Raw genomic sequence first — 25,939 nt, 5'->3', positions numbered from 1 at the left:
TGAATTACCCTCTCATTGACGAAACTTTAAGAATTTCGGCCAACTGTTCTTCCGAAAGCTCACCGCTGCTGATCTGCTGCGTTAGGTGCAAAAAGAATGCATCATCCGGCATCTCGCTCGCGCTTGAATGAAGAAGATCCCCGCCGGATTTCACGTCAATAGCCGGGCGCCGGTCACTGCAAACCGCTGCTCTTAATTGTGCAGTATTGCCCTCCATGACCATAGCCTGGTCCACCCCGGCTGATGCAATTTGATACAATGCCCGTATCCCCTTATCCGTACGCAGCATTGCCATACCAGCCTGCTCCATCCGTTGTCTGCGCACCGATTCATCCATCTGCATGCCCCCTTCTTGCCAGAGCGGCCAATTTACGGAAATCGTCTGGCCATAACGCTCCTTCTTCATCACCAGCCCATTACGATATGAAGCAAACGAATCCATAAAAGCATTTGCTGCCGCATAATCAGCTTGTCCCGGATTTCCCAGGCTTCCCGCAATGGATGAGAAAAGATAAAAGAAGTCCAGTCTTATCCCACGGGTAGCCTGATCCAAATGTACTAAACCGTTTACTTTGGGGTCCAGCACACTGTGAAGCTCCTCCCTGGTCTTCTTCATCAGAAAGCTGTCCCTGCACACACCGGCACCGTGAAGAATGCCATTAAGCGATCCGTATTGGGCAACAACGGACTGGATTAACCTGTTAACCGATTCTTTATCCGATACATCCACTTGTTCATAACTAACCCTCGCCCCGCTATTCCGCAGCTCGGCAATCTGTCCTTGCTGATGTAAGGTCAGTTGCGAACGGCCTGTCAAAATCAGCGTGATCTGTCGCACTTGCGAAACCATTTCTTCGGCAAAAATCAGGCCTAAACTGCCTGCCCCTCCAGTAAGGAGATACACCCCGTGTTCTTTCCATGAGATATGCAGTTCCTCTTGTGAGATGCCGAGTTCAGACCAGCCTGCGATAAACCGTTCATCATGTCTATAGCGAATCATGGGCTCTTCCGGGTTTCTGCTTTCATTGTGGAGCCTGTAAGCAAGCTTGTCCCCTGCCATATCATCCATTTCAATGAATTGTCCATAGCACTTGGGATGCTCTAACCGCAACGTCTTCAGCATTGCTGCAAGACCCGAAAACCGGCCGCTCTCTCCGTCCAAAGGAGCAACCATTTGGATGAGCATGTTACCCTTAGAGTTTCCGGACAGCACCGATTGGATTTCCAGCAGCGCCTGTTCCGCATAGGTGTGGAATCTCTGGGCTAAGTCTTTCTCATCTGCATCATTTAACTGTACACATCTTGCACCAGGACATTGAGCGGCAACCTCATGAACAAGCTCCGCCCCCGGTTCAACAAGAATGACCAGATGCTTTGAATACGGGATTACGGCTTGTTTTTCTACGGCTTTCTTCTCCCAGTGAGGCTTAAAATAAATGATGCCCGCCTGTTCATTTTTGCTTTTGCCTGGTGCGCCGGACTCGCGCTCCAATCTGCGTAATGAGAAACCCTGTATGCTTACGCATAGATTCCCTTGGTCATCGTACAAATCGATATCAAGAATTTCCTGGTCCCTTTCATTGCGGTTTTGCTCTGCAAAACGGACATTGACCCACATTTCCGCTGAACAAGCTCCATAGATCCGCATATGTTCAATGGAGAACGGTACCATTGTATCGGTATTGCCCGAAGTATTCATCAGGCCTACCGAAACCTGCAGTGCTGAATCAAGCACTCCTGGATGAAGTACGTATTGGGCTAATGTATGCTCCAGATGGTCCGGCAGTCTCAGCTTCGCCAGAGCCTGATTAACCCCAACATTGATAAACTCAATACAGCGATGCCCTGGCCCGTATTCCAGCCCCATTGCGCTGAATTTACTGTAACAATCCGCAGAGGCAAGTGCGCTTATGGAACATTTGTTTCGCAGCTCTGCCAGATCCACAGCACGGGTGTCCGCTTTTACCTGAAGCTGAGCCTTCCCTTGAGCATGTATAATCTGCTTCAATTGCCCGTTATGTTCATCTTCTGTATAAATCTCATAGGATATCTGGTCCTTCTCTTTCGGGAAAAGCCTGATATTCACTTCGACCGGCCCGTTAGCAAGGGTCAGTGGTCTCAACCAGACAATGTCGGATAACACAATGGCACGCTGTGCTTCCTTAACATCCAGGGAAGACGAAATAGCCGCACGCGCCATTTCCAGATAAGCGGTTCCCGGAAGCACGCTGCAGCCTTGAACTTGATGTCCCGCTAAGAAAAATTCCCGGCCCGTTAACAGCGTGCTATAACGCTGTCCGGAAAACGTAGACGTATTTCTGTGCACCAACGGATGGTGCCACGCATTGTTGAAAGCGTTCGGATCTGAATCAGACCGGTTAAGGGTATCTGATTCGGCGGGTAACCAATATCTTTTTTCGGCGAATGGATAACCCGTCATATGAATCCGCTTTGGCGTATTCCGAAGATACAGACGGGACCAATCCACTTCGGCTCCCGATACCCACCTTTTTGCTGTCTCATCCAGGCCTGAATCTGCCGGCTCTGCAACCCTGTCTCCGGTTTGAGCGCCCGCCATGCCCCGCTTTTTCTGAATACTTCCGGTGTACAAACCGTCCCTTGATATTCCTGCAGAGAAGTCTTGCAGCATTTGTACGGCTTGGGCTTTGCCGGAGGCAATAAACGCCAGACGGACATTCATTGCCTCCCTCCCGGCCTGCAACGTATAGGCTATATCTGCAAGCCGCAAATCTTCCGCAGCAGTCAAAAAGCCGACGAGCTGTAAAGCATACACCTTCAACTGCGTGTTGTTTTTGGCCGATAACACAAACAAAACGCCGTGATCCGGCTGATCATTCTCCGGAATATGCCCGGCTTCATGCGGCAGGGGAATGAATTCTTCAATAACCAGATGGGCATTCGTCCCGCTAAATCCAAAGGAGCTGACACCGGCCCGGCGCGGACCCGCTGCAGCCGGCACCCATGACGCCAGCTTTGTATTCAAGTAAAAAGGACTGCCCTCTAATTGAATGTGCTCGTTTAGCTTCTCAAAATGAATCAGCGGCGGAATCTGCTTATGCTTCATCGCAAGCAAAATCTTGATCACGCCGGTTACGCCGGCAGCCATCATCAAATGACCGATGTTGCTTTTCACAGAACCAAGTGCACAATAGGAAGTCTTATCTGTAAAAGCGCGGAAGGATTCCGTCAGTGCTTCCACCTCTATCGGATCACCAAGCTTCGTCCCCGTACCGTGTGCTTCCATTAACGAAATCGTCTCTGGCTGAATGTGAAAGCGCTCATAGACTTCTTTCTCCAGCATGATCTGTGAGTTAACACTGGGTGCTGTAATTCCGTTTGTTTTACCGTCCTGGTTCATGCCCCACCCGCGGATTACTCCATAGACAGGATCGCCATCACGTACTGCATCCGAAAGCCTTTTTAGCAGCAGAACGCCAACTCCTTCACCAGGAACAAAACCGTTAGCCTTCGTGTCGAACGTGAAGCAGCGGCCATCTTTAGACAGCATGCCGGACTTGCTCGTTTTGATATGCATTGAAGGTCCTGCGGTAATGTATACTCCGCCGGCAAGTGCCGAGTCACAATTATGGAGCACCAGACTGTTGCAGGCTTCGGAAATAGCTACCAGTGATGAAGAGCACGCTGTCTCTATAGCCATTGACGGCCCTTTTAAATTGAGAAAGTACGAAATCCGTCCACTTAAAATGGATGTCGCTTCCCCCATCAGACCTTGAGCGCTTAATCCCTGCTCACTAGCCATCTGGCCATAGTCACTTCCTGCACAGCCTACGAACACGCCGCAGCGGCTGCCCGACAAGGAAGACGGTTTTATTCCGGCATCCTCAATACAGTGCCAGCTGTTTTTCAGGAACAAGCGCTGCTGCGGGTCCATCAATTCCGCTTCAGCCGGGGAAATATTAAAGAATAACGGGTCGAATTGATCCGCATCCTCCACAACCCCCATCCACTTGCTGTATGTCTTACCGGAAGCCAAAGGGTCTTCGCTGTAATATTTTTGGATAGACCAGCGCGTGTCAGGCATTTCGGATACACAATCTTTGCCAAGCGCCAAGTTGTCCCACAGTTCCTCTACGGACCCTGCTTGCGGGAATTGCCCGGACATTCCTATAATCGCGATGCCTTCAAGCATAGGGTCTGCTTGCGGAAGGTTATTGCTGTTGGTTACAGCTGTAACCGGAGGCTGCGGTTTTTCTTTGCTGCGCTGTTCGCATCTGCGTTTCTGCTGGATCAGACGCTGGATACAGTGGTCTGTCAGATCTACCATCTCCTTGCTCGTATGGCTGATCACCACCTTGCCAACATGCTCCCCTCTTCCCACGTACTCCATGGCCTCTTTAATTTGCTCTTTCGGATAAATTCTCGAAACAATCGGCACGATCTGCTCAGATTCAAGCAGGGTCACCATGTTTTCCAATATTTCTCTTGCATCAATCCCGCCTTTCAAACCTAACCGGCGTAAATCAATACTATGAATGGACTGGTTTTCTGTAAGCTGTGATAAATCCAGCTTGCTGCTTGTTTTCAGGGCATGAACTGCAAGCTCTAAATAACGGCCGGAAGGAGCCAGACAATTCAATCCCTTTTGAATGGCTTCGCCTGATAACGTATTCAGTACAATGTCCACTCCGCGATTGCCCGACAAGCGCCGGACGTCCTGGTCAAAATCGCCTTCTTTATAATTTATGACGTAGGGAACATCCAGTTTTTTGAGAATTTCCAGTTTATCCGTCTTGCTGGAAGTGCCATAACAGATACAATCCTGCAGATTGGCAAGCTGCAACGCAATCAGTCCGCACCCGCCCGTAGCCGTTTGGATGAGAATATGGTCACCCGGCTTATATTCGCCGACATTCAGGGCATGTGCCACTGTTCCGTACACAATCGGTAAACTGCACGCTTCTTCAAATGAAATATTGGCCGGCTTACGTACTGCGTTGGCGGCCGGAACATTGACAAAGCCCGCATGTCCGCCCATTTGCTGAGCTGTAAGCGCGATGACTTCATCCCCCGCAAGGAAACCGGATACCTCTTTTCCGACCGAAGAGATAACTCCTGCGACCTCAAACCCGGGTACGAACGGATACTCCGGCATCGTCGGGTACAATCCTTGGACACACATCACATCAGGAAAATTAATCGCAGATGCCTTCACTTGAATTTGAATTTCAGCCGCAGCAGGTTCGCCTACCGCCCATGGCCCCAGAGCAATCTCATCCACGGAATGAACGGTTGAAAGAACAAGGCCGTAGCAATCTCCAAGCTCCTCCTGCCGCTGCAGCGGTAACGGCTTTTTTTCCGGCTCAGGAGCTAATTCAGGTGCTGCTAAGGGACCCGGGATTATTTGCAATAAATACCCTGCAAGCTCGCGTACATTCGGGTAATCATAGATTTTGGTAGCGGCAATTGACGTTCCGTACTGCTTATTCAGCAGTTTGACCCATTCAACGCCGACCACAGAATCTAGACCCAAATCAATAAAATTTTGATCAGTGTCCACATCATCAGGGCTCATGTAAAGCACATCAGCCAGGCTTGCAGCCAGTTCATGGATTAAGACTTGTGACGGCTGAGCAGCAGATGGCATACCTGAGCGCGTTAAACCGGGTAACGCTGCGGGATCTTTAAGTTGTATCACCGGTTCAGGTTCTGGAGCGGGATATGCAGTCGGCGGCGCCTGATGCTTAACGGGAGCGGCAGGCAAATCGTCCAGCGCTTGCAGTCTGATTAACGGAACCTGCTTTTTTTCTTCCACTACTGCATCCTTGACAGCAGTAAATTCATTTTTGGACATCAGCTGTTGTGATATAAATAACGAAAAAGCGTGCAGATTCGGGTAATCATAGATTTTTGTAGCTGTCAGAGTGACCCCGTACTTCCGATTCAGCAATTTGATCCATTCCACACCAACAACTGAATCTAATCCCAAATCAATAAATGAAGATTCCGGATCAATATCACTGACCTGCATATATAAAATCTCTGCCAAACTAACCGCAAGCTCACTTTCCAGTTGCAGATTAGAGATCATTGTCTGGTGCACTCCCCCCAATGCTGGTAGCGTTTTCGGTTCTTGTTTCACTGCTGGTTCAACAGGGTTGATATGAGCAAGGCTGTTCAATTGCACTTTAGATTGAGGCGCCGGCTCATCCGGGAGGGCTGCGATCGGCCGGTGATCTGCTTTCTCCTGCTCCTCCTCCTTCTGCTTCTCCTTCTCTGCTGGCGGAATGGCTTTTGTCTCTGAAGAATTTACAATCCAATACCGCTCTCTTGAAAAAGGATATGCCGGTAAACTGATCCGGCGTGGTGTATGCCCGTTATAAAGGAGGGTCCAATCCAACTGGACACCTTTTACCCACAGCTCCGCGAGCTTGGAATATTTCTTCCTGAGCAACCACTTCGCAACCGCTTCCTGTAATTCATCATCCATAGCAAACAATGATGCTGTATCTTTATTCTCCTTGACTTGACCGCGGAAAAGACCGTCAGTAAATTCGTTCCCCGCTGCGAATTCCCTTAGCTTCTCCGACAGCTCTTTGATGGAACTTACGATTACAGCCGCCCGTTCCTCCATTGCCTCCCGCCCAGTCTGCAAAGTATAGGCAATGCGGGCTAGATCAGCGTCGGTTAACCGGGCTTCCTGTATTGAATTCAATAAATTCTGCGCTTGTACCCTTAAGCTCTCCTTTTGCTTGGCGGACCACACAATCAAGAACGGATTAAGGGGTACGCCGCCTTCTTCCCTGCCCCGTTCATCCCTTTCATCCACATATTCTTCCAGCACCAAATGTGCGTTGGCTCCTCCCGCACCGAAGGAAGAAATCCCTGCACGCCTTGGCACCTCGCCTCCGTCAAGAATCGGGCGTTTCCACTCTACCAGCTCCTGCTGGACAATAAACGGTGTTTGAGCAAAGTCGATGTGCGGATTAAGCACCTTTGAATGCAAGGATGGAACGATTTGTCTATGCATAAATTGAAATAAAATCTTTGTAATGCCGGCAATTCCGGCTGCGCTTTCGCAATGTCCAATGTTGGACTTAGCCGACCCGATCGCGCAATATTGGTTATCCTTCGAGAATTCATGGAATGCTTTGGTCAGCCCGGCGATTTCAATCGGATCTCCTAAGGAGGTTCCAGTTCCATGCGCTTCGATATAACTTACAGTACGCGGGTCAATGCCGGCCAATCCGTAGGCTTTTTTAATGACATCAGATTGTGCGGAAGGATTCGGTACCGTATAACCATTCGTTTTTCCTCCGTGGTTGATCGCACTGCCTTTAATCACGCCGTAAATATGGTCGCCATCCGCTTTTGCTTTTGCCAGCGTCTTAAGTATTACTGCCCCAACACCTTCACCGGGCACATATCCGTTACCGCCTTCGCCGAAGCTTTCACAGCGGCCTTTATCTGAAATGAACCTGCCCTGCGCCAGCGCCAAATATTTGTTCGGATGAATCGAAATATTCACACCGCCTGCAACCGCCATTTCACATTCGTTGCCGGAGAGGCTCTGACATGCTAAATGGATCGTTGTAAGCGAAGAAGAGCACATCGTATTGAGCGTAATACTCGGTCCGTGGAAATTACAATAATAAGAAACCCGGTTAGCAATGGAAGCAGAATTACCTACCAGTGCAGTATGGTTTCCTTTCATCTGCTCCTGAAGTCCGTAAAGCTGGTATTCTTCATACATAACGCCGGCGTAAACACCGACATTGCCGCCCGGACTGCTTCCCCCGGCATTCCCTGTACCCTTTGCTAACAGCTCGCGCGTATAACCGGCATCCTCCAGCGCTTCAAACACACATTCCAAAAATAACCGCTCCTGCGGGTCCATCGAAATTGCCTCTCGCGGTGAAATATTAAAGAATTTAGGATCAAATTCTTCTACGCCGTCGATAAATCCTCCCCACTTGCTGTAGGTGCGGTACGGATTCTCCTGGTCGGTATCAAAATACAACCGGTGATCCCAGCGTTCCGGAGGAATCTCGGTGATACAGTCCTTGCCGTTCTTCAATGCTTCCCAGAACTGTCCGGCATTTCTTGCGCCAGGGTAACGCCCGGAAAGCCCGACAATCGCTATGTCCAGCCCTTTAGCAACTTCCTGTTCCGGCTGTGACTTCACTCCACGAAGGGCTCTTGAGCTAATACGCGGACGGGTATAACCTGATAAAACTGCCGCTGTATTCTCTTTGACCGCTTCTTTGTTGTCTGACCGGCCGATAGCCTCCGTACTGTTATAACCGAGCAGCTGGTTAATCTTCTCCTTATAACCTTCAAGGAAAAAACCCGTAACTTCCCTTAAATTCCGGTATTCAAAAAACAACGTTTTAGGCAACGGCCCGAAGGTCCGCTCTAATTCCGTCGTCAATTGCAAAATCATTACCGAATCTATGCCATAGGCTTCAAGCGGCGTATGTTCATCAATACGATGCAAAGGAAGCTTAAGTATGGAGGAAAGAGCCTTTTTAAAATATTCCGTTGCATGGTACCGAAGCTCTGAACCGCTAATATCCATAGTTAGAGTACCTGGTACTGCCTGCTGTAACATTTCCTCTTGCAGCGGCTTCTCAGGCTGCACGCTGCTCTCCCCTGCTTGTTTTACCAAGTAATCGGAAAGGCTGTCCAAGCAGTCATATTTAATCCAATCGGCCGGTGTAAGCTCCAGGTCATACATGCGGTTAAGGGATTCTATCAATTCTCCCCAGCACAGCGCATCGAATCCGTATTCCTCCCATCCGGCCGTACAATCCAGATCCTCCGGTCTTACCTGCAGCAGTGCGGCCGCTGTGCGGGTCAACTGGTTATACACTTGATCTGACAACGGATTCGCAGAAACAAGGCGCATCCCCGGGAACCAGGCCTGCTGCATGCGTACTGCATCTCCTTCGGCTGCAAACACCTGCGCCTTTTTGCTCCTAAAGGCTCTGTACAGCGCCTGAATACCTGCCGGTGTCCGCAATGCCAGCATTCCCGTTGCCTGCTGCATTTGCTTTTCCGTGGAGGCATTTACCCGCATGCCCCCCTCTTTCCATAGCGGCCAGTTTACAGACAGTGTTTGTCCGCTGCGCAGCCCTTTTTTCACAAGATCATCACGGTAGAAGGCATAGCGATCCATAAAGGCGTTAGCTGCCGCATAGTCGGCTTGCCCCACGTTACCAAGCACACCCGAGCCTGATGAAAAGAATATAAAGAACTCAAGCGGCACCTTTGAGCTGGCCTCGTCCAAATTCACGACACCATTAACCTTAGGAGCCAGAACTTGGAGGACATCCATCCCGGTTTTCTTGAGAATAAATCCATCATGAATAATGCCGGCACTGTGTATAATTCCATTCAATGCCCCAAACTCATGCTGTATATCCGCAATCAGCTCCTGGGTATTCTGCTTATCGGTCACATCCGCCTGTTTGTATACCAGCTTCGTTCCCCGTGCAAAAGTCTTCTCCAGTCCGGTACGCTTCTCTTCATCCAGCGGAGACCTCCCCGTTAGAACCAGCGTGGCTTTCCGCACTTTTGCAGCAATCTCCTCTGCAAAAATCCTGCCCAATCCGCCGGCTCCCCCTGTGATCAGATAGACACCGCCGTCTCTCCAAGGTATCGTTTCATCGGTTTGGACTTCAACATTGCTCCAATTGACAATATACCGTTTGGAGTTCATGTAACGCACCTCGCAGTCCTGAGGAGTGCGCATATTCTCTTTGATCTTATGGATGATGCCGGAAGCGCCATCCTTCATTTCCACTTCTATCCATTGCCCGCGGAAGAACGGGTTCTCCTGCGCTGCTGTTTTGAGCAGAGCTGCAATTCCGCGGCCTAACTGATGCTCTTCATCAAAAAGGGCAACAATTTGCAGTAACATATTTTTTCTTGGTTTAGATTGCAGCATCCGCTGAACCTCACGGAATACTTGACTGACATGATCAAGATAAGAACCGCCTGCATCTTCAGCGCCAGCCTGAAGAACCATACACCGCACAGCAGAACCAAGCTCTGCTTCAACCGTTTGAGGCGATAGGTGGGCAAGCCCGCACAACAATACCATATGCTCTTCAAATTCCGGAACAGCAGATGCTGCCGGCACAGCTTTCGCTTCCCAGGCAGGTGCAATCATTAGCATCTCTGCCTGTTCCCCCGGGCTGTCCTTAATGATCCCGGGCTGTATAACGGTCCCCTTCTCTGTTTCCCTAAAGGAGAATCCCTTCATCCGCAAGCAAACTTTCCCCGCGTTATCGCTTATATCGATATCCAGCTTCTGCACCGGCCCCTCTATTCCGCTGTCTGAACAGCGCCGGATATGTGCCCACATTTCCGGTTTGCAGGCTCCCAGTATTTCCATCTCCTGCAGGGCGAAAGGCAGCGCCGTCCGGATTTCTTCTGTTCCGAGCCTTAATCCCAGCGTTGCTTGAATTGCAGCGTCCACGATTGCCGGATGAATCATATAATCAGTCAGCGTATCCGTGACAACTCCAGGCAACCTAAGTTTGGCCAATACCTGGTCCTTCCCGGCATAAACTGTTTCAATTCCGCGCTGCGCCGGCCCGTATGCAACTCCCATCCTCGCAAAGACGGCGTAACACGGCTCAGCTTCAAATATACGCTCCCTGCATTCTTCTTGTATCGCCTTCAGATTGAGCGTAAACGCCGGCTCTTCCACCGGGTATAACACGGCGCTTCCTTGGCTGTAAACCACAGGTTCACCGTCAGCTTCATCTGCTTCGCCACAAATTTCAAACGCAATAACGCCGTTTTCTTCCAGCAGCAGCTCTGTATGCACTTGAACAGGTTTGTCGCCTACGATAATAGGCTGAATCCACACAACATGATTCAGATGAATGCCGGTACGCTCATCTTCCGTAAGCTTCATGGCCAAAGTAATTGCGACTCTGGCCATTTCCAGATGAGCCGCTCCCGGCAATACGCGGCGGCCTTGTACCACATGATCACGCAGAAAGAATTCCTGGCCTGTGAACGTCGTGCTAAACTGCTGCCCGGCAAAATCAGATGTATTGCGATGCACAAGCGGATGAAGTGCCGTATCGATACTTTGTATCCCATTGCCTTGCCCGGACGACTTCTGCGGAACCCAATAGCGCTCTTTCGCAAACGGATAGGTAGGTAAGCTGATACGGCGCGGCTTGTCTTTGCTGTACAGCTTGTTCCAGTCGAACGCCAGCCCTTTTACCCAGAGATCGAGCAGCTTAGTGTATTTCCCTTTTGCAATCCAGGTATCGACCGCCTGAATCATATCTTCATCAGCTGCAAAAACCGCCAATGATTCCTCATCCCTTTTTACCTGCCCGCGGTACATTTGTAATCCGTGATCCTGCTGCTGCACAAAACCTGCTAAATGCTCCTCAAGCTCTCCCACTGAGCTAACCAGGAATCCAAGCCGCTCTTCCAAAGCTTCCCGCCCCACTTGCAGGGTATAAGCTATATCAATCAAGTCCGTTTCGGAGTATCCCTGCCTGCGGACAGCATACAGGAGTTGCCCGGCCTGTTCCAGCAAACGCTCTTCATTCTTTGCCGATAACAGGATAATCGCCGGCCGCTGAGGGGTAACTGCAATATCAGCCGCTGCCCGCAAGGGCCGGTACTCCTCAATCACCACATGCGCATTCGATCCCCCTGCTCCAAAGGAAGAGAGGCCTGCCCGGCGGGGGAATTCCTTCAATTCTCCGTTTACTTGAATTACCGGCCGCTCCCAATCGGTCAGCTTCTGTTGAACGGTAAAGGGGGTAGCACCGAAATCAATGTTGGGATTCAGCGTCTGCGCATGCAAAGTAGGCGCTATTTGACCATATTTCATCTGCAGTAATACTTTCGTCAAACCGGCAATCCCCGCTGCGCTCTCACAGTGACCGATGTTCGACTTCGCCGAGCCTATGGCACAATACTGCTGATCCTTCGTGAATGCCCGGAAGGCCTTGGTCAACCCGGCAATCTCGATCGGATCACCCAGGGAGGTTCCTGTTCCATGAGCCTCCACATAGCTGATCGTCCGCGGATCAATTGCCGCTTCTTTCAAAGCACGGCCGATTACATCCGCCTGTGCCTGGGGGTTAGGTACAGTGTATCCATTGGTTTTGCCGCCGTGGTTAACTGCGGTGCCCTTGATAACCCCATAAATCTGATCCCCATCGGCAAGAGCCTTTGATAATGGTTTGAGCAGCACCGCGCCAACCCCTTCACCGGGCACGTAACCGTCGCCGCCTTCGCCAAAGCTTTCACAGCGTCCTTTGCTTGAAACGAAATTTCCTTGCCCCAGCGCCAGATATTTATTCGCGTGTACCGATACATTGACGCCTCCCGCAATTGCCAGCTCACATTCCTCCCGCATCAGGCTGTGGCAAGCCAAATGAATAGCTGTGAGAGAGGAGGAGCACATCGTATCCAGTGCCATGCTGGGTCCATGAAAATTGCACCAGTAAGAGATACGGTTTGCAATCGACGACGGGCTTCCGCCAAGCGACAGCGGGTTCCCGAGCAGTGTCTGTTCAGCCCCGTACATCTGATATTCCTCATACATAACCCCGACATAGACGCCAACCTGACCTCCATGCCTGCCCAGCGCTTCACGGGTATAGCCTGCATCCTCCAGACTTCCGTAAACGCATTGCAAAAACAAACGCTCCTGCGGGTCCATTATTTCGGCTTCACGAGGTGATATTTGAAAAAACAGCGGATCGAATTGATCGACCCCCTGCAAAAAACCTCCCCATTTGCCGTTTGTTTTGCCCGCCTTAGTCTTATCTGCATCATAGTACCTTTGATAATCCCAGCGGTCTTTCGGAATTTCGATAATACTGTCTTTGCCTTCTCTGAGATTATTCCAATACTGCTCAACATTCTCTGCACCGGGGTAACGGCCTGATAAGCCGATAACAGCAATGTCCATGCTTTGATTTCGTAAATGACCGTTCTCAGGAGCCGTTCCCGGATTGTTGGAGCCCGATGTCCAAAAACGTGAATGCTCCCTTCCATGACGGAGCGGCAGCCCAGGCGCCTGAGCTGCCTCCTGGATTGCAGCCGCCGGCTCTGCCGCTCCTGCCGGTTCACCGTCAAAGCCAAGTAACAGCTTCAGGGAGTCACGATAGGAGAGAAGAAAAAATTCGGTTACCTCCTGAATGGTCTGATACTCGAAAAACAAAGTCTTGGATAACGGTCCGAATACAAGCTCTAGTTGATTCGTCATTTGCAGCACCATTACTGAATCGATACCATACTTCTCAAGCGGTGCGTCCGCATCAATCCGGTAAACGGGTAAATGAATAACCGAAGACAGCAGCTTCTTAAAATAATGAACGGCGTTCTCTTCCAGAATATAATCAGTTCCCGATTCACATTCGCGGAAACGGTCATCCGCATTTTCAGTCGGGGTATCCTGTTCCTTCAGCCCGTCAGAATCAGCTATCAAAGTTTTAAGAAGAGCATTACGGGTTGTAAAGCCCTGCAGACTCAACGCAATGTTCCCCTGCTCATCTGCCACGTCGATATCGAACTTTTGGAAAGTGCCGTCTCCGTTACTGTGGTTAAGGCGGACCCAGGCCCACATCCTTGATGTAAGCCCGCCCAGTATATCCAGTTTCTCCAATGCAAAAGGAAGAGCCGGTGTTACCGTGCTCTCCCCTGCCGTAAAGCCTGCGGTAGCCTGAAAAACCGAATCGATGAACCCCGGATGCAGCGTATACTGCAGCTCCTCACCCGCTGGGGATGGAGGATGGACAAGCTTTGCCAGCACCTGTCCATTACCGGAATACATCTCTTCGATGCCTTGGTGCGTTGGACCATAGTGCAGCCCAATATCGTGAAACCGTTCATAACATTGCACGGAAGAAAGGATCTGCTCTTGGCAGGCCGCCTGTAAGGCTGGTATGTCCAACACTTTTACCGGCTTATCCGCAGAGGATAGCTCTGCTGCGCCTTGGCAATGTATGATGAATTCGGGCGGCCCCTCAGATGCCCCGGTTTCACTGTAAATCTCAAAAGCAATTTGTCCATTCGACTCAGGATATAGCCCGATGTGTACACGGATATCCCGCCCTTCCGACGGCAGGGGGCGCACCCAGACAATATCCTTTAAGCATACCCCTGCCGGTGCAGAACCGGAGCCGGTCATTGCTATATCAATTGCTGCACGCGCCATTTCCAAATAAGCAGCCCCCGGAAGAAGAGCCTGACCATTCACAACATGGTCCCTTAGAAAAAGCTCTTCCCCCGAAAAGGTTGAACTGAACCGCTGCTCCGACAGATTTGACGTATTCTCATGCAACAGCGGATGAAGATTATGCTGTTCCCGGACCGTTCCTGCAGTCTGAAATTGTTCGATCCAGGCAATGGCATCCTCTTTGTCCACACGCTTGTTCTTCACTTCGGTCAGAACGTATTGAAGAAAATCTTTCATAGCTCTCTCCTCGTTTGGGCAATTTCTATTAATGCAGCATCAACGGTTATCGCTTCGTTCAGAACATCGTCAAGAAGACGGTCCAAATAGGTTTTGTCAAAAGAAGACCGGCTTGTCCCGTTCACAGTCCTGTCTCTGTAATGCGTCTCTGCCGCTGTCTCCGGCAACCAGTAACGCTCACGCGCAAAAGCATAGGTCGGCAGGCTGATCCGCCGAGGTTTAAGATCACTGTACAGCTTGTTCCAGTCAAAAGGTACACCGTGAACCCAAAGATTCAGCAGCTTGGCGTACTTGCCCTTCTCCAGCCACGTTTCCATCGCCAGCTGTAAATCTTCATCCGCTTCGAATAAAGCCAACTGATCTTTTGGGCTGCGGACCTGACCCTGATATACATCAGCTGCTCCATCCTCATTGTCTATGAAATCGCCAAGCTTCTGCTCAAGCTCCTTCATAGAATCTGCCAGCAGGGCAAGCCTTACCTCCATGGCTTCCCGGCCTACTTGCAGCGTATAGGCTGCATTGGCCAGATCAGCATCTGTCAGCGGACGCATCTGAATAGCAGCCCGTAATCTTTTGGCCTGCTCATACAACCGTTCTTTATTTACAGCAGAAAGCACGATAACAGCAGGATGATGGGACCGGAGCGGAACGGGAGCCTGCTTTTCCTCAATAAATTCTTCAATGAGGATGTGGGCATTGGAGCCTCCGGCGCCAAAGGAAGAGATTCCCGCTCGTCTCGGATATGTCCGGGTTACTCCATCAATCACTAATTCAGGCTGATGCCAGTCATCCAGCACCCGCTGAACAACAAACGGTGTAGATTGAAAATCGATATTGGGATTCAAAGTCTCCGCATGCAGAGACGGAACCAGCTTGCGATACTTCATTTGCAGCAGAATTTTGGTTAATCCGGCAATCCCTGCTGCACTTTCACAATGGCCGATATTCGATTTAACGGAGCCAAGTGCACAGAATTGCTTGTCATCTGTATGCACGCTGAACGCCTTGGTCAAGCCGGTAATTTCAATCGGATCGCCTAAGGAGGTGCCTGTTCCATGGGCCTCCATATAGGTAACCGTTCTGGGATCAATGCCCGATTCCTTAAACGCCTGCTCAATTACTTGTGTCTGCGCTCTCGGATTCGGAACCGTGTAGCCGTTTGTTTTTCCGCCATGGTTAATGGCCGTCCCTTTAACAATCCCATAAATCTGGTCTCCGTCCGCGATTGCCCGGGACAAAGGCTTCAACAGAACTGCGCCTACTCCTTCACTAGGTACGTAGCCGTCCCCGCTCTCTCCGAAGCTCTCGCACCGCCCTTTGCTGGAGGCAAAATTCCCCTGTCCCAACAGTAAATATTTGTTCGGGTGAATCGATACATTGACCCCGCCTGCAATCGCAAGCTCACAGCTGCCCTGCCGGATGCTTTGACAAGCCAGATGAATCGCGGTAAGCGATGAAGAGCACATTGTATCGACAGCCATGCTAGGACCATGGAAGTTGCCGAAATAGGATACGCGATTGGCAATCGATGAAGGATTCCCGTGTAAGGCAATAGGCCTTCCTTGACTTTGTGCCGCCGCACCATAGAGCTGGTACTCCTCATACATTACACCGACAAATACCCCGACATTAGGCGCTGCGCCTTGATCTTGCTTCGAGCCAAGCATCTCCCGGGTATAACCTGCGTCTTCTAATGTTTCGTAGGCACATTCCAGAAACAAACGCTCCTGCGGGTCCATCAGCTCGGCTTCACGGGGGGATATATGGAAGAACAGGGGATCGAACCGGTCTACTCCCTCCAGGAACCCGCCCCACTTGCTGTTTGTCTTGCCCGCTTTAGTCTTGTCCGCATCGTAGTATCGGCTGAAGTCCCAGCGGTCCGCTGGAATTTCAGTGATGCAATCTTTACCGTCACGTAAATTCTCCCAATAAGCTTCAATATTCTGAGCACCCGGATAGCGGCCCGAAATGCCCACAATTGCAATATCCTCCCCGGAGGATTGCGGTTTTTTCTCTACACGCAAAGCTGCGTGTGCACGCCGTCTAACCGTCTTGCTAACAGCACCAATAGTTTCATTTACATTTCCTGTTGCAGAATTACGGTTTGCAGCCGCCTGCTCCTCATTGCCGACTCCTAGCAACAGATTGAGCTGTGCTTGATGCATTTCCATAAAATAAGCCGCTAGTTCATGAATGCTTTGGTATTCGAACAGCAGCGTTTTCGACAGAGAACCGAAATGCTTTTCCAGCCGGTTCGTCATTTGCATGACCATCACTGAATCGATGCCGTATTCATCAAGCGGTGCGTCCGCCTGAATCCGGTTGGCCGGAAGCTTGATAATTGAAGACAACAGCTCCTTGAACCAAGCAATGGTTTTATCGTGCAGCATTTGCCGTTTGGCAGTGGAACCCGCTTGTCCGCCTTGCGGACTTAGCTCCTCAGCGGGCTGCTTTTCCTCTCCCTGAGCCTGTTTTTGCAGGCTGCCGGTGTATGTGTCGCGCAGCTTTTTCACATTTCCTTCAGCTACCAGCACCTGATCATAGTCACTGGCCAGAGCCTGATACAAAGCCTTCAGGCCCAAATGCGTCTGCAAAGGCACCATACCTGTCGTCTGCTGCAGCCGCTGCTCGGTATCCCTGCCGACCCGCATGCCGCCCTCTTTCCACAAGGTCCAATTGACTGACAATGTTCTTCCGGACCGCTTACCGGCTGCAGCCAGTGAGTTGCGGTAGTTGGCATACCTGTCCATAAATGCGTTAGCCGCCGCATAATCCGCTTGACCGATATTACCGGCAGCACCTGATCCTGAAGAGAATATAATAAAGAAATCAAGTGCCGCTTCGGCGTTCGCTTCATCCAGATTCAGGACACCCCTCACTTTGGGCGCAAGTACTTCCAGCACATCTGCTTCCTTCTTTTTGAGAATAAAGGCATCCTTGACGATTCCCGCACTATGAATGATCCCGTTCAATGCGCCAAATTCCTGCCTTATGCTTGTGATAAGCTCCTCTGTCTGCCGCTTGTCTGACACATCTGCTTGTCTGTAGACCAGCTTTGTGCCCGCTGCCAGCCCCGACTTCAGCCCGGCAAGCTTCTCCGCACTTAATGCCGATCTGCCCGTCAGAATTAAAGTAACCTCTTGAGTCTTAGCAGCAATTTCAGACGCAAAAATAGCTCCCAGGCCGCTTGCTCCGCCTGTGATTAAATAGACACCGCCGTCTTTCCAGGGCAACGTTAGGCGGGAATCTTCAATTATCGGAGCAGCTTCTCTCCACTCCGTTATATACCGTTTAGCGGCCTGGTATCTGATTTCCTGATCCAGCGGACTGCAAGCATTTTCCCTGATTTTCCGCGCGATGCCCGGAGCGTCCTCATCGGCGCCTACCTCCAGCATTTGACCATGAAAATGAGGATTTTCCAGCGCTGCCGTTTTGAACAGACCTGAAATTCCCCGGTACAGCTGGTTTTCTCTATCGTAAGGGGCAATAACTTGTACCAGCACTCTGCCTTTGGGTTTCCTGTTCAAAATTTGCTGAACCTCTTGGAATACCTGAATTACGAACGCTTCATAACGATCATCGGCGCCTTCTCCCCCGATCTGCAACGCTGAACAGCGTACAGCACTGCCGAGCTCCCTTTCGACTGCTTGCGATGTGACCGGACCCAGACCGCAGAGCAGCACGCTGTGCTCCGTAAATACAGGGGCAGTTGCTGTCAAAGCAGCAGGCGCCTCCTTCCAGGAAGGGGTTAACAGCAGCACACCTTCTTCATCCAGAGGGAACTCGCGTTGAACTGCCGATCCTGCACCCCCGGCCTCCGCTCCGGCAGCCCTGGAGGAGAAGCCTCTCAGCCGCAGAACGACATTTCCTTTGTTATCGGACACCTCAATATCCAGCTTCTGCACCGGAGCTGTCTCCGCACTGCCTGGACTGCGGCAAATATATGCCCACATTTCGGCTTCACAGGGTCCCCAGCAGTCTAACTCTTCCAAGGCAAAAGGCAGCAGCGGCTCCTTATCCTCAGAACCCAGCCGGAGTCCGCAGCAGGCTTGAAGAGCTGCATCGGCAATAGCCGGATGCATTACATAATCAGTTAATGTACTCCGGACAGCCGGAGGCAGCGACAGCTTTGCCAGCACCTGATCCGCACCTATATATAATGTCTGAATTCCCCGCTGCGTTCCTCCATAAGCAAGGCCCATCTGCTCCAATAACGCATAGACTGACCCGGCTTCAACCACATGCTCGCTGCATTCTGCCTTCAGCCTGTTGACATCCAGTACAGGCATATCCTGGGCCGAACGCAATACTGCGGTTCCCTGGCTGTACACAACAGGTTCTTCACCCTTTGCAGCTGCTTCGCCGGTTATCTGAAATGTTACATTGCCGCTTTCCTCCAGCATGAGCTCCGTATGAATGTGCAGCGGCTGATTGCTGGCAATAACCGGCCGAATCCAGGCAATATTCTTCAGCCGGACGTTAAAGTGCTGCTCTTCAAGGGATTCTGCTGCTATACTAACGGCCTCTCTAACCATTTCCAAGTGTGCCACGCCCGGCAAAACCTGCTTGCCATGCACTGCGTGGTCACGCAGGAAAAATTCCTGGCCGGTAAACGTTGAACTAAAACGCTGGCCTGCGAAATCCGATGTATTACGATGCACCAGCGGATGCATAACTGAGCCGGCCGCGGAACCTTTTGTCTCAACAGAGGGTTTCTGCGGGAACCAATAACGCTCCCTGGCAAAAGGATAGGCCGGCAAGCTGATCCTGCACAGCTGATGCTTGCCATACAGTTTGTTCCAATCAAATACCAATCCCTTTACCCAAAGGTCCAGCAGCTTGGCATATTTCCCCTTATCAATCCAGGCTTCAATGGTTTGAGCCATATCCTCATCCGCTGCAAAAACAGCCAGCGAATCCTGATTTCGTTTCACCTGGCCGTGAAACACCTGCATCCCCCGGTCCTGCCGCTGAACGACGCTGTGCAGATTTCCTTCCAGTTCACTCAATGAGCTCACCAGAAAGCCCAGCCGCTTCTCCATCGCTTCCCGGCCGACTTGCAGCGTGTAGGCCAGATTCATTAATTCAGTTTCCGTGATCTGCTGCTTGCGGATCACAGCCAGAAGCCGCTCTGCTTGAGCCAGCAGGAGCTCCTCATTCTGGGCTGATAACAGAATAATTGCCGGACGTTGAGGCGTGGCCGATAGGACATTGGCCGTATCCGGACTGCGATACTCCTCAATGACCAGATGCGCGTTCGAACCTCCTGCACCGAAGGAGGATAATCCCGCCCGCCGCGGATATTCCCTCATCCCGCCGCTGATTTGAATCCGGGGGCGCTTCCACTCCGTCAGTTCTTGTTGCACGGTGAACGGCGTTGCACTGAAATCAATATTTGGATTCAGCGTTTTTGCGTGCAAGGACGGAACCAGCTGGCCATACTTCATTTGAAGCAATATTTTCGTCAATCCGGCAATGCCTGCCGCACTTTCGCAATGTCCGATATTGGACTTCACTGAACCGATAGCACAGAACTGCCGGTCCTGTGTAGAATGTCCGAAAGCCTTCGTCAATCCGGCAATCTCAATCGGGTCGCCCAATGCCGTTCCCGTTCCATGAGCTTCCATATAACTGACCGTTCTCGGATCAATTCCGGCAAAATGATAAGCTTGTCTGATCAGTGCAGCCTGGGCAGTCGGATTGGGCACCGTAAACCCGTTGGTTTTACCGCCATGATTTATGGAGCTGCCCTTAACAATACCGTAAATGTTATCCCCGTCAGCAATCGCTTTGGATAAGGGCTTAAGCAAAACAGCCCCTACACCTTCCCCGGGAACATAGCCGTCCCCTCCGTCACCAAAGCTCTCGCAAAGCCCCTTGCTCGAAGCAAATTTGCCTTGTGCCAGCATCAGATATTTATTCGGATGCAGATTTAGATTGACGCCGCCTGCTATAGCCAATTCGCAGCCGCTTCGCTGCAGGCTTTGACAAGCCAGGTGAATTGCCGTCAGCGAAGAGGAGCACATTGTGTCCACAGCCATGCTGGGCCCGTGAAAATTGCACCAGTATGAAATGCGGTTCGCAATCGATGAAGGGCTGGCTCCCAGTGATACCGGATTGCCAAGCAAGGATTGTTCCGCTCCATATAGCTGATATTCCTCATACATAACTCCAACGTAAACGCCGACATTCCCGTCCAGACCAAATCCCTGATGCTTCTGCCCCAGCGTCTGACGCGTGTACCCGGCATCCTCGATTGCTTCATATACACATTCCAGGAATAACCGCTCCTGCGGGTCCATCAGCTCGGCTTCACGCGGGGAAATGTGGAAGAACAAAGGATCAAACTGATCCGCACCGTCTATAAAACCGCCCCAGCGGCTGTATGTTTTCCCTGGTGCATCCTTATCCTCATCATAATAAAGACGATAATCCCAGCGGTCCTTTGGAATCTCCGTGATGGAATTTTTACCCTCTTGTAAATTAGTCCAATATTCTCCGAGGCTGCCGGCTCCCGGGTAACGGCCTGAAACGCCGATAATGGCAATATCCAGAGCCTCGCTGTGATGCTCCTGATTGCTTTCGCTTTGCCGGGAATTAAACCGGGACCGTCTACGCCCGGTCCAGTTCGCTTCTGGCGCTGCAGGCTCTTCACCGCCTTCAGCCTGTCTGGCCGGAAGCAGTTCAGCGCTTGTTGAATCCTGTGAGACACCTAACAGATCTATCAACTGATCCCGGTAGAATTCCAGGAAATAGCCGGTTACTGCGGTTATCGTTTGATATTCAAAAAATAATGTTTTCGGCAAAGAACCGAAGCTCTGCTCCAGCTCATTCGTCAGCTTCATCACCATAATGGAATCAATTCCATACTTGTCTAAAGAAGCATCGGCTTCGATCCGGCTTGCCGGCAGGCGGATCACGGTTGACAGCAGCTGCCGGATGTATTGAACAGCCAGCTCCTGCAGGCGGTCATCGCTAATCATTAGGCTGGCGTCATTTCTGCCCGCAGAGCTAACCGGATCGTCCTTGCCGGTTGCAGCGTTCCTTTTAACCTCTGCTGCAGGCTGGCTGTTATAGACATAATCAAGGATACGCTGCCGTTCACCGGCAATAACCATGACCTGATCCTTACCGGATGCCAGCGCGAGGTACAAGGCGCGTATGCCCTCATCTGTATGCATGGCAGCCATTCCCTGCTGCTGCTTCATATGATGCTCCACTGCGGCATCTACGCGCATTCCGCCGTCTCTCCACAACGGCCAGTTCACGGATAATGTCCTTCCTTGCCGCAGCCCGGCCGCTGCCATGCTGTTGCGCAGCTTTGCATAGGCATCCATAAATGCATTTGCCAGGGCATAATCAGCCTGGCCGGCGTTGCCAAGCGCACCCGATCCCGACGAAAAACTGATGAAGAAATCCAAAGTCACATCCTGGCTTGCCATATCCAGATTTACAAGGCCGGACACCTTGGGAGCCATTACTTCCAAGATTTCAGCCTGTTTCTTTTTGATGATATAGTTGTCCCGAATCGTCCCGGCACTGTGCATAATCCCGTTTAAATTTCCGTAGTCCCGCTGAATCTCGGACATCAATGCTTCAACGGCTTCCCGGTCGGACACATCAACTTGTTTGTAAATAACAGTAGAGCCAAGTGACTCTATTTCCTTGATCCTGTTCCATTTATGATCAGCAAGCTGCGACCGTCCTGTCAGAATAACTGTAGCACAGTTACACTTGCGTGCTATTTCCTCTGCGAATAGCAAGCCTAATCCGCCTGCTCCTCCTGTGATCAAATAAACCCCGCCGTCTTTCCAGGGTGTACTTTCAACTGTATATCCCGGAGCTTCCAGCTCACTCCAGCCAGCCACGTAGCGTCTTCCGGCCTTGTACATGATGTGCTGTTCCGGCTGGCCCAAGCTATTTGCCTTAATGATATCAGCAACTGCATCCAGACGATCGCCGGCATCAAACATGATCAGCTGGCCTATCAAATTCGGATTTTCAAGCTTCGCAGTTTTGAGCAGACCGGCTAAAGCGCCCAGCAAGCCTTGATCCTCTTGCTGAACCGCTACAATCTGCACCAGAACGCTTCCTTTTGGTTTACTCAGCAAGATACGCTGGATGTGCTCGAATGCTCCAATCGCAATCTGCTGGAAACATCCTCCGGGATGGCCGGCATCTGACTGAAGCCATATACACTGTGCTCCGCTTAACTGGGCTTCAATTGGAGTCCGCATAAGACTGCCGGAGCTGTCACAAAAGATGACCCACTTCTCAGCATAAGCCGCAGCCTGCGCTTCCGGCAGCACAGCCTGCTCCTCCCAGACGGGCTCGAACAACAACGTTTCACAGGCAGATATTAATTCTTCTCCTTCGAGCAGTCTAATGGAGAAGCCTTTCAACCTCACACAAACCTTGCCATGATCATCAAATAGATCAATATCCATTTTTTGCAGTTTGCTAGTTTGCTTGTCTTCACTGTAACGTACCCATGCCCATACAGACGATGGACATTCTCCGTATATCTCCATCGCCTCCATAGCAAACGGCAGCGCGGTAGGAAGTTTCGTTCCGGATTCCCCCGGACGGACCCGTAAGCCTAAAGTGGCTTGCAAAGCCGCGTCCATCAGGCTCGGATGAAGCTGATATTGTGTTTGGGTACCCGCAATTTCCCCCGGCAAAACCAGCCTCGCCAGTGCCTGATCTTTGCCCACCCGGATTGATTCAACCGCCTGATGCCCGGGGCCATAATTAATTCCCATGGCTTCATATGCCCTGTAGCATTCATGCGCAGATATCATATCCAGTGCACAGGCATCCATTAATTCAGATCGGTTCACATGCGGAGCTTCCAGCCGTTGAACCACTGACACACTGCCCTGGCTGTGAACAATCTGTTCATCGGCTGTTGCTGCCGTAAGGCTTTCGTGGCTGTAAATTTCATAAGCTATCTCCCTGTCATTCTCCGGGTAAAGTCCAATATGCACCTGCACAGGCTTCCCGCTGACAGTAATCGGCCGGGCCCAGACCATATTTTTCAAATAAATAGTGTCATGTTCAGGGTTCAGATCCCCTGCCGCCATGCTGACCGCAGCCCGCGCCATCTCCAAATAGGCCACACCGGGCAGAACCCGTTGGCCTTGAATCATATGATCAGTAAGGAAGAACTCGTTCCCTGTAAAAGTCGAAGTATACCTTTGCTCATTCAAGTCTGAGGTATTGGTATGCAGCAAAGGATGAATAAGGGCCGGCGCTTGAGCTGTCCCTGCCGGATAAGTCTCAGGGCTCTCCTGCGGTTTCCAGTAACGCTCCTTTGCGAACGGATAAGTAGGGAGATTCATTTTTCCGGGAATCCCATCTTTATAAAGAAGCTCCCAGCTTATATCCGCCCCCTTGACCCATGCCTCGGCCAATTGCGGCAAATTCCCCTTTTCTATCCACTGCTCTGCCAGATCATTTACGTGAGCAGCTGTGCTCTCCTTCCCCGCTTGCCCCAGCCAGATCCGCTCCGGTTCCTCTTTACCTTGAATAAACGCTTCCAAGCACGAGATCAGACCAGCTACATCTTGGACAAGAAAAACAACCCGTTCCTCCATCGCTTCCCGTCCGGTCTGCAGGGTATAGGCCACATTCTTTAGCTGAAGCCCCGGGCTTGCCTCCTCTTCCCCCAAAAGATGCTCTTGCATCTTCGGAGCCTGCGCCCCTGCTGAATAAGCGGCAATTGCGCTAATTGAATTGATCTCGCTCAGTATCTGCAGCGGTATTTCAATACCCAGCTCACCGTGCAGCTTTTGCTCCAGCAGCTTGAAATGAAGCGGGTCCAGGCCACATTCCTGTAAATCATCCTCCAGCTCGTTCTCCTGTACAAGCAGAATCTCCGAGAGCAAACGGCGTATCCCCCGCTCCAGACCGGCAGTCGGGATTGCTGCCGCCGGCAGTCCAATGCTCTGCTCCTTCAGGTATTGGAGGAACTTGTCTGCATAAGCGAGCAACCGTTCCTTCGTTTTGGCCGACAGCGGAATGAGGCAGAGACCGCCAGCCGCAGAATGATCCGCCGTGCGGGAAGGAGCAGGCTCATACTCCTGAACAACGAGATGAACGTTCGTCCCGCTGTGTCCAAAAGAATTTATTGCTGCTGTCAAAAGCTTGCCTGCGGCCGGCTGCCATCTCATGCCTGACGCATTCACATAGAAAGCCGAAGCCTGCAAATCAATATAAGGATTGAGGGTCTTAAAATTTATTAAACCGGGTATCCGCCGGTGCTTCAGTGACAGCAGGGTTTTGATAAGACCAATGACTCCTGCAGCCGCTCCAGTGTGTCCGATAAAGGATTTTGCACTCCCCACAGCGCAGTAGGATTCTTTATCCGTAAAATGTTTGAACGCCCGAATCAATGCATTCGTTTCAATCGGATCACCAAGCTGGGTGCCGGTACCGTGCGCTTCCACATAAGTAACGGATTCAGGATCTATGTTATATTGCTCGTACACGCTTTTTATCAATTGTTCCTGTGCAACCCCGTTGGGGGCTGTAATGCCATTGCTGGCTCCATCCTGGTTCATACCCGAGCCTGTAATTACCCCGTAAATAGGATCACCGTCGGCCACAGCGTCCCGCAGGCTTTTCAGAACGACAATACCCAGGCCTTCTGAAATGACCGTACCGTCGCTCGCCTCATCAAACGTATGGCATTTTCCCGTCTGGGACAGCATGCCAATCTCGGCCAGCCTGGTCAGAATCGTCTGATCCAGCAGCGTTGCCGCCCCTCCGGCAAGGGCAATGGCCGATTCCCCGCTGCGCAAGCTGTCACATGCCAGATGTAGGGCGGCCGCTGAAGAAGAACAGCCGGTGTTGACGACAAGGGCCGGCCCTTTCAGATCCAGATAGTAGGATAACCGCGAAGCGACAAGGGCATCGGAGTATCCTGTAAAGGACTCATGGAGATAGCCCGTAGGCTCAGCTCCGATGAAGATGCCTACCTGCCCGCCTGCCAGAGATTTCGGATTATATCCGGCATCCTCCAGCGCTTTCCAGCTTTCTTGGAGAACCAGGCGCTGATGGGGATTCATCGACTCTGCCTCCCGCGGAGATATATTAAAAAATAATGGATCGAAACAATCCCGTTCTTCCAAAATTCCGCCCCATTTATAGTCCTTGATCAGGGGGTTTTGCTTCAAGTAATGAGCGGGAAGCTCCCGCACCGCATCATGCCCTTGAATCAGATTGCTCCAGAATTCATCAACACTGGCTGCGTCAGGAAATTGTCCGGACATCCCGATCACTGCGATATCAGCCGGTTTCGTCCTGTACTCATGCACAGAAGGCACCGCGGCGGCCTCTTCCTCTTTCGCATCCGGACTCTCCGGCGGTTCGTTATTACTGTGCTTTAACTGATTCAACAGCTGTTTAGCTTCCTGCTCGCTCATCTCTTTATTCCGCAACTTTTCAACAACGGTTTGAAAATTAATAGGGTTCATAGGTAACCTCTCAACACGT

Annotated in this window: 2 pseudogenes; both read right to left on the bottom strand. The window is 51.2% G+C overall.

From position 1 onward, the window contains the following. Positions 1-4 precede the first annotated feature (4 nt). Positions 5-14,323, bottom strand: a pseudogene (locus tag B9T62_RS00825) (SDR family NAD(P)-dependent oxidoreductase); the annotation flags it as partial. A 284-nt stretch (positions 14,324-14,607) separates the two neighbouring features. Further along, positions 14,608-25,920: pseudogene (locus tag B9T62_RS40130) on the bottom strand (SDR family NAD(P)-dependent oxidoreductase); the annotation flags it as partial. Positions 25,921-25,939: the final 19 nt, after the last annotated feature.

This window comes from Paenibacillus donghaensis (assembly GCF_002192415.1).
GTDB classification, from domain to species: domain Bacteria; phylum Bacillota; class Bacilli; order Paenibacillales; family Paenibacillaceae; genus Paenibacillus_AQ; species Paenibacillus_AQ donghaensis.
Note: the sequence above shows the minus strand (reverse complement) of the source record. Positions and strands in the feature narration are given on the sequence as shown.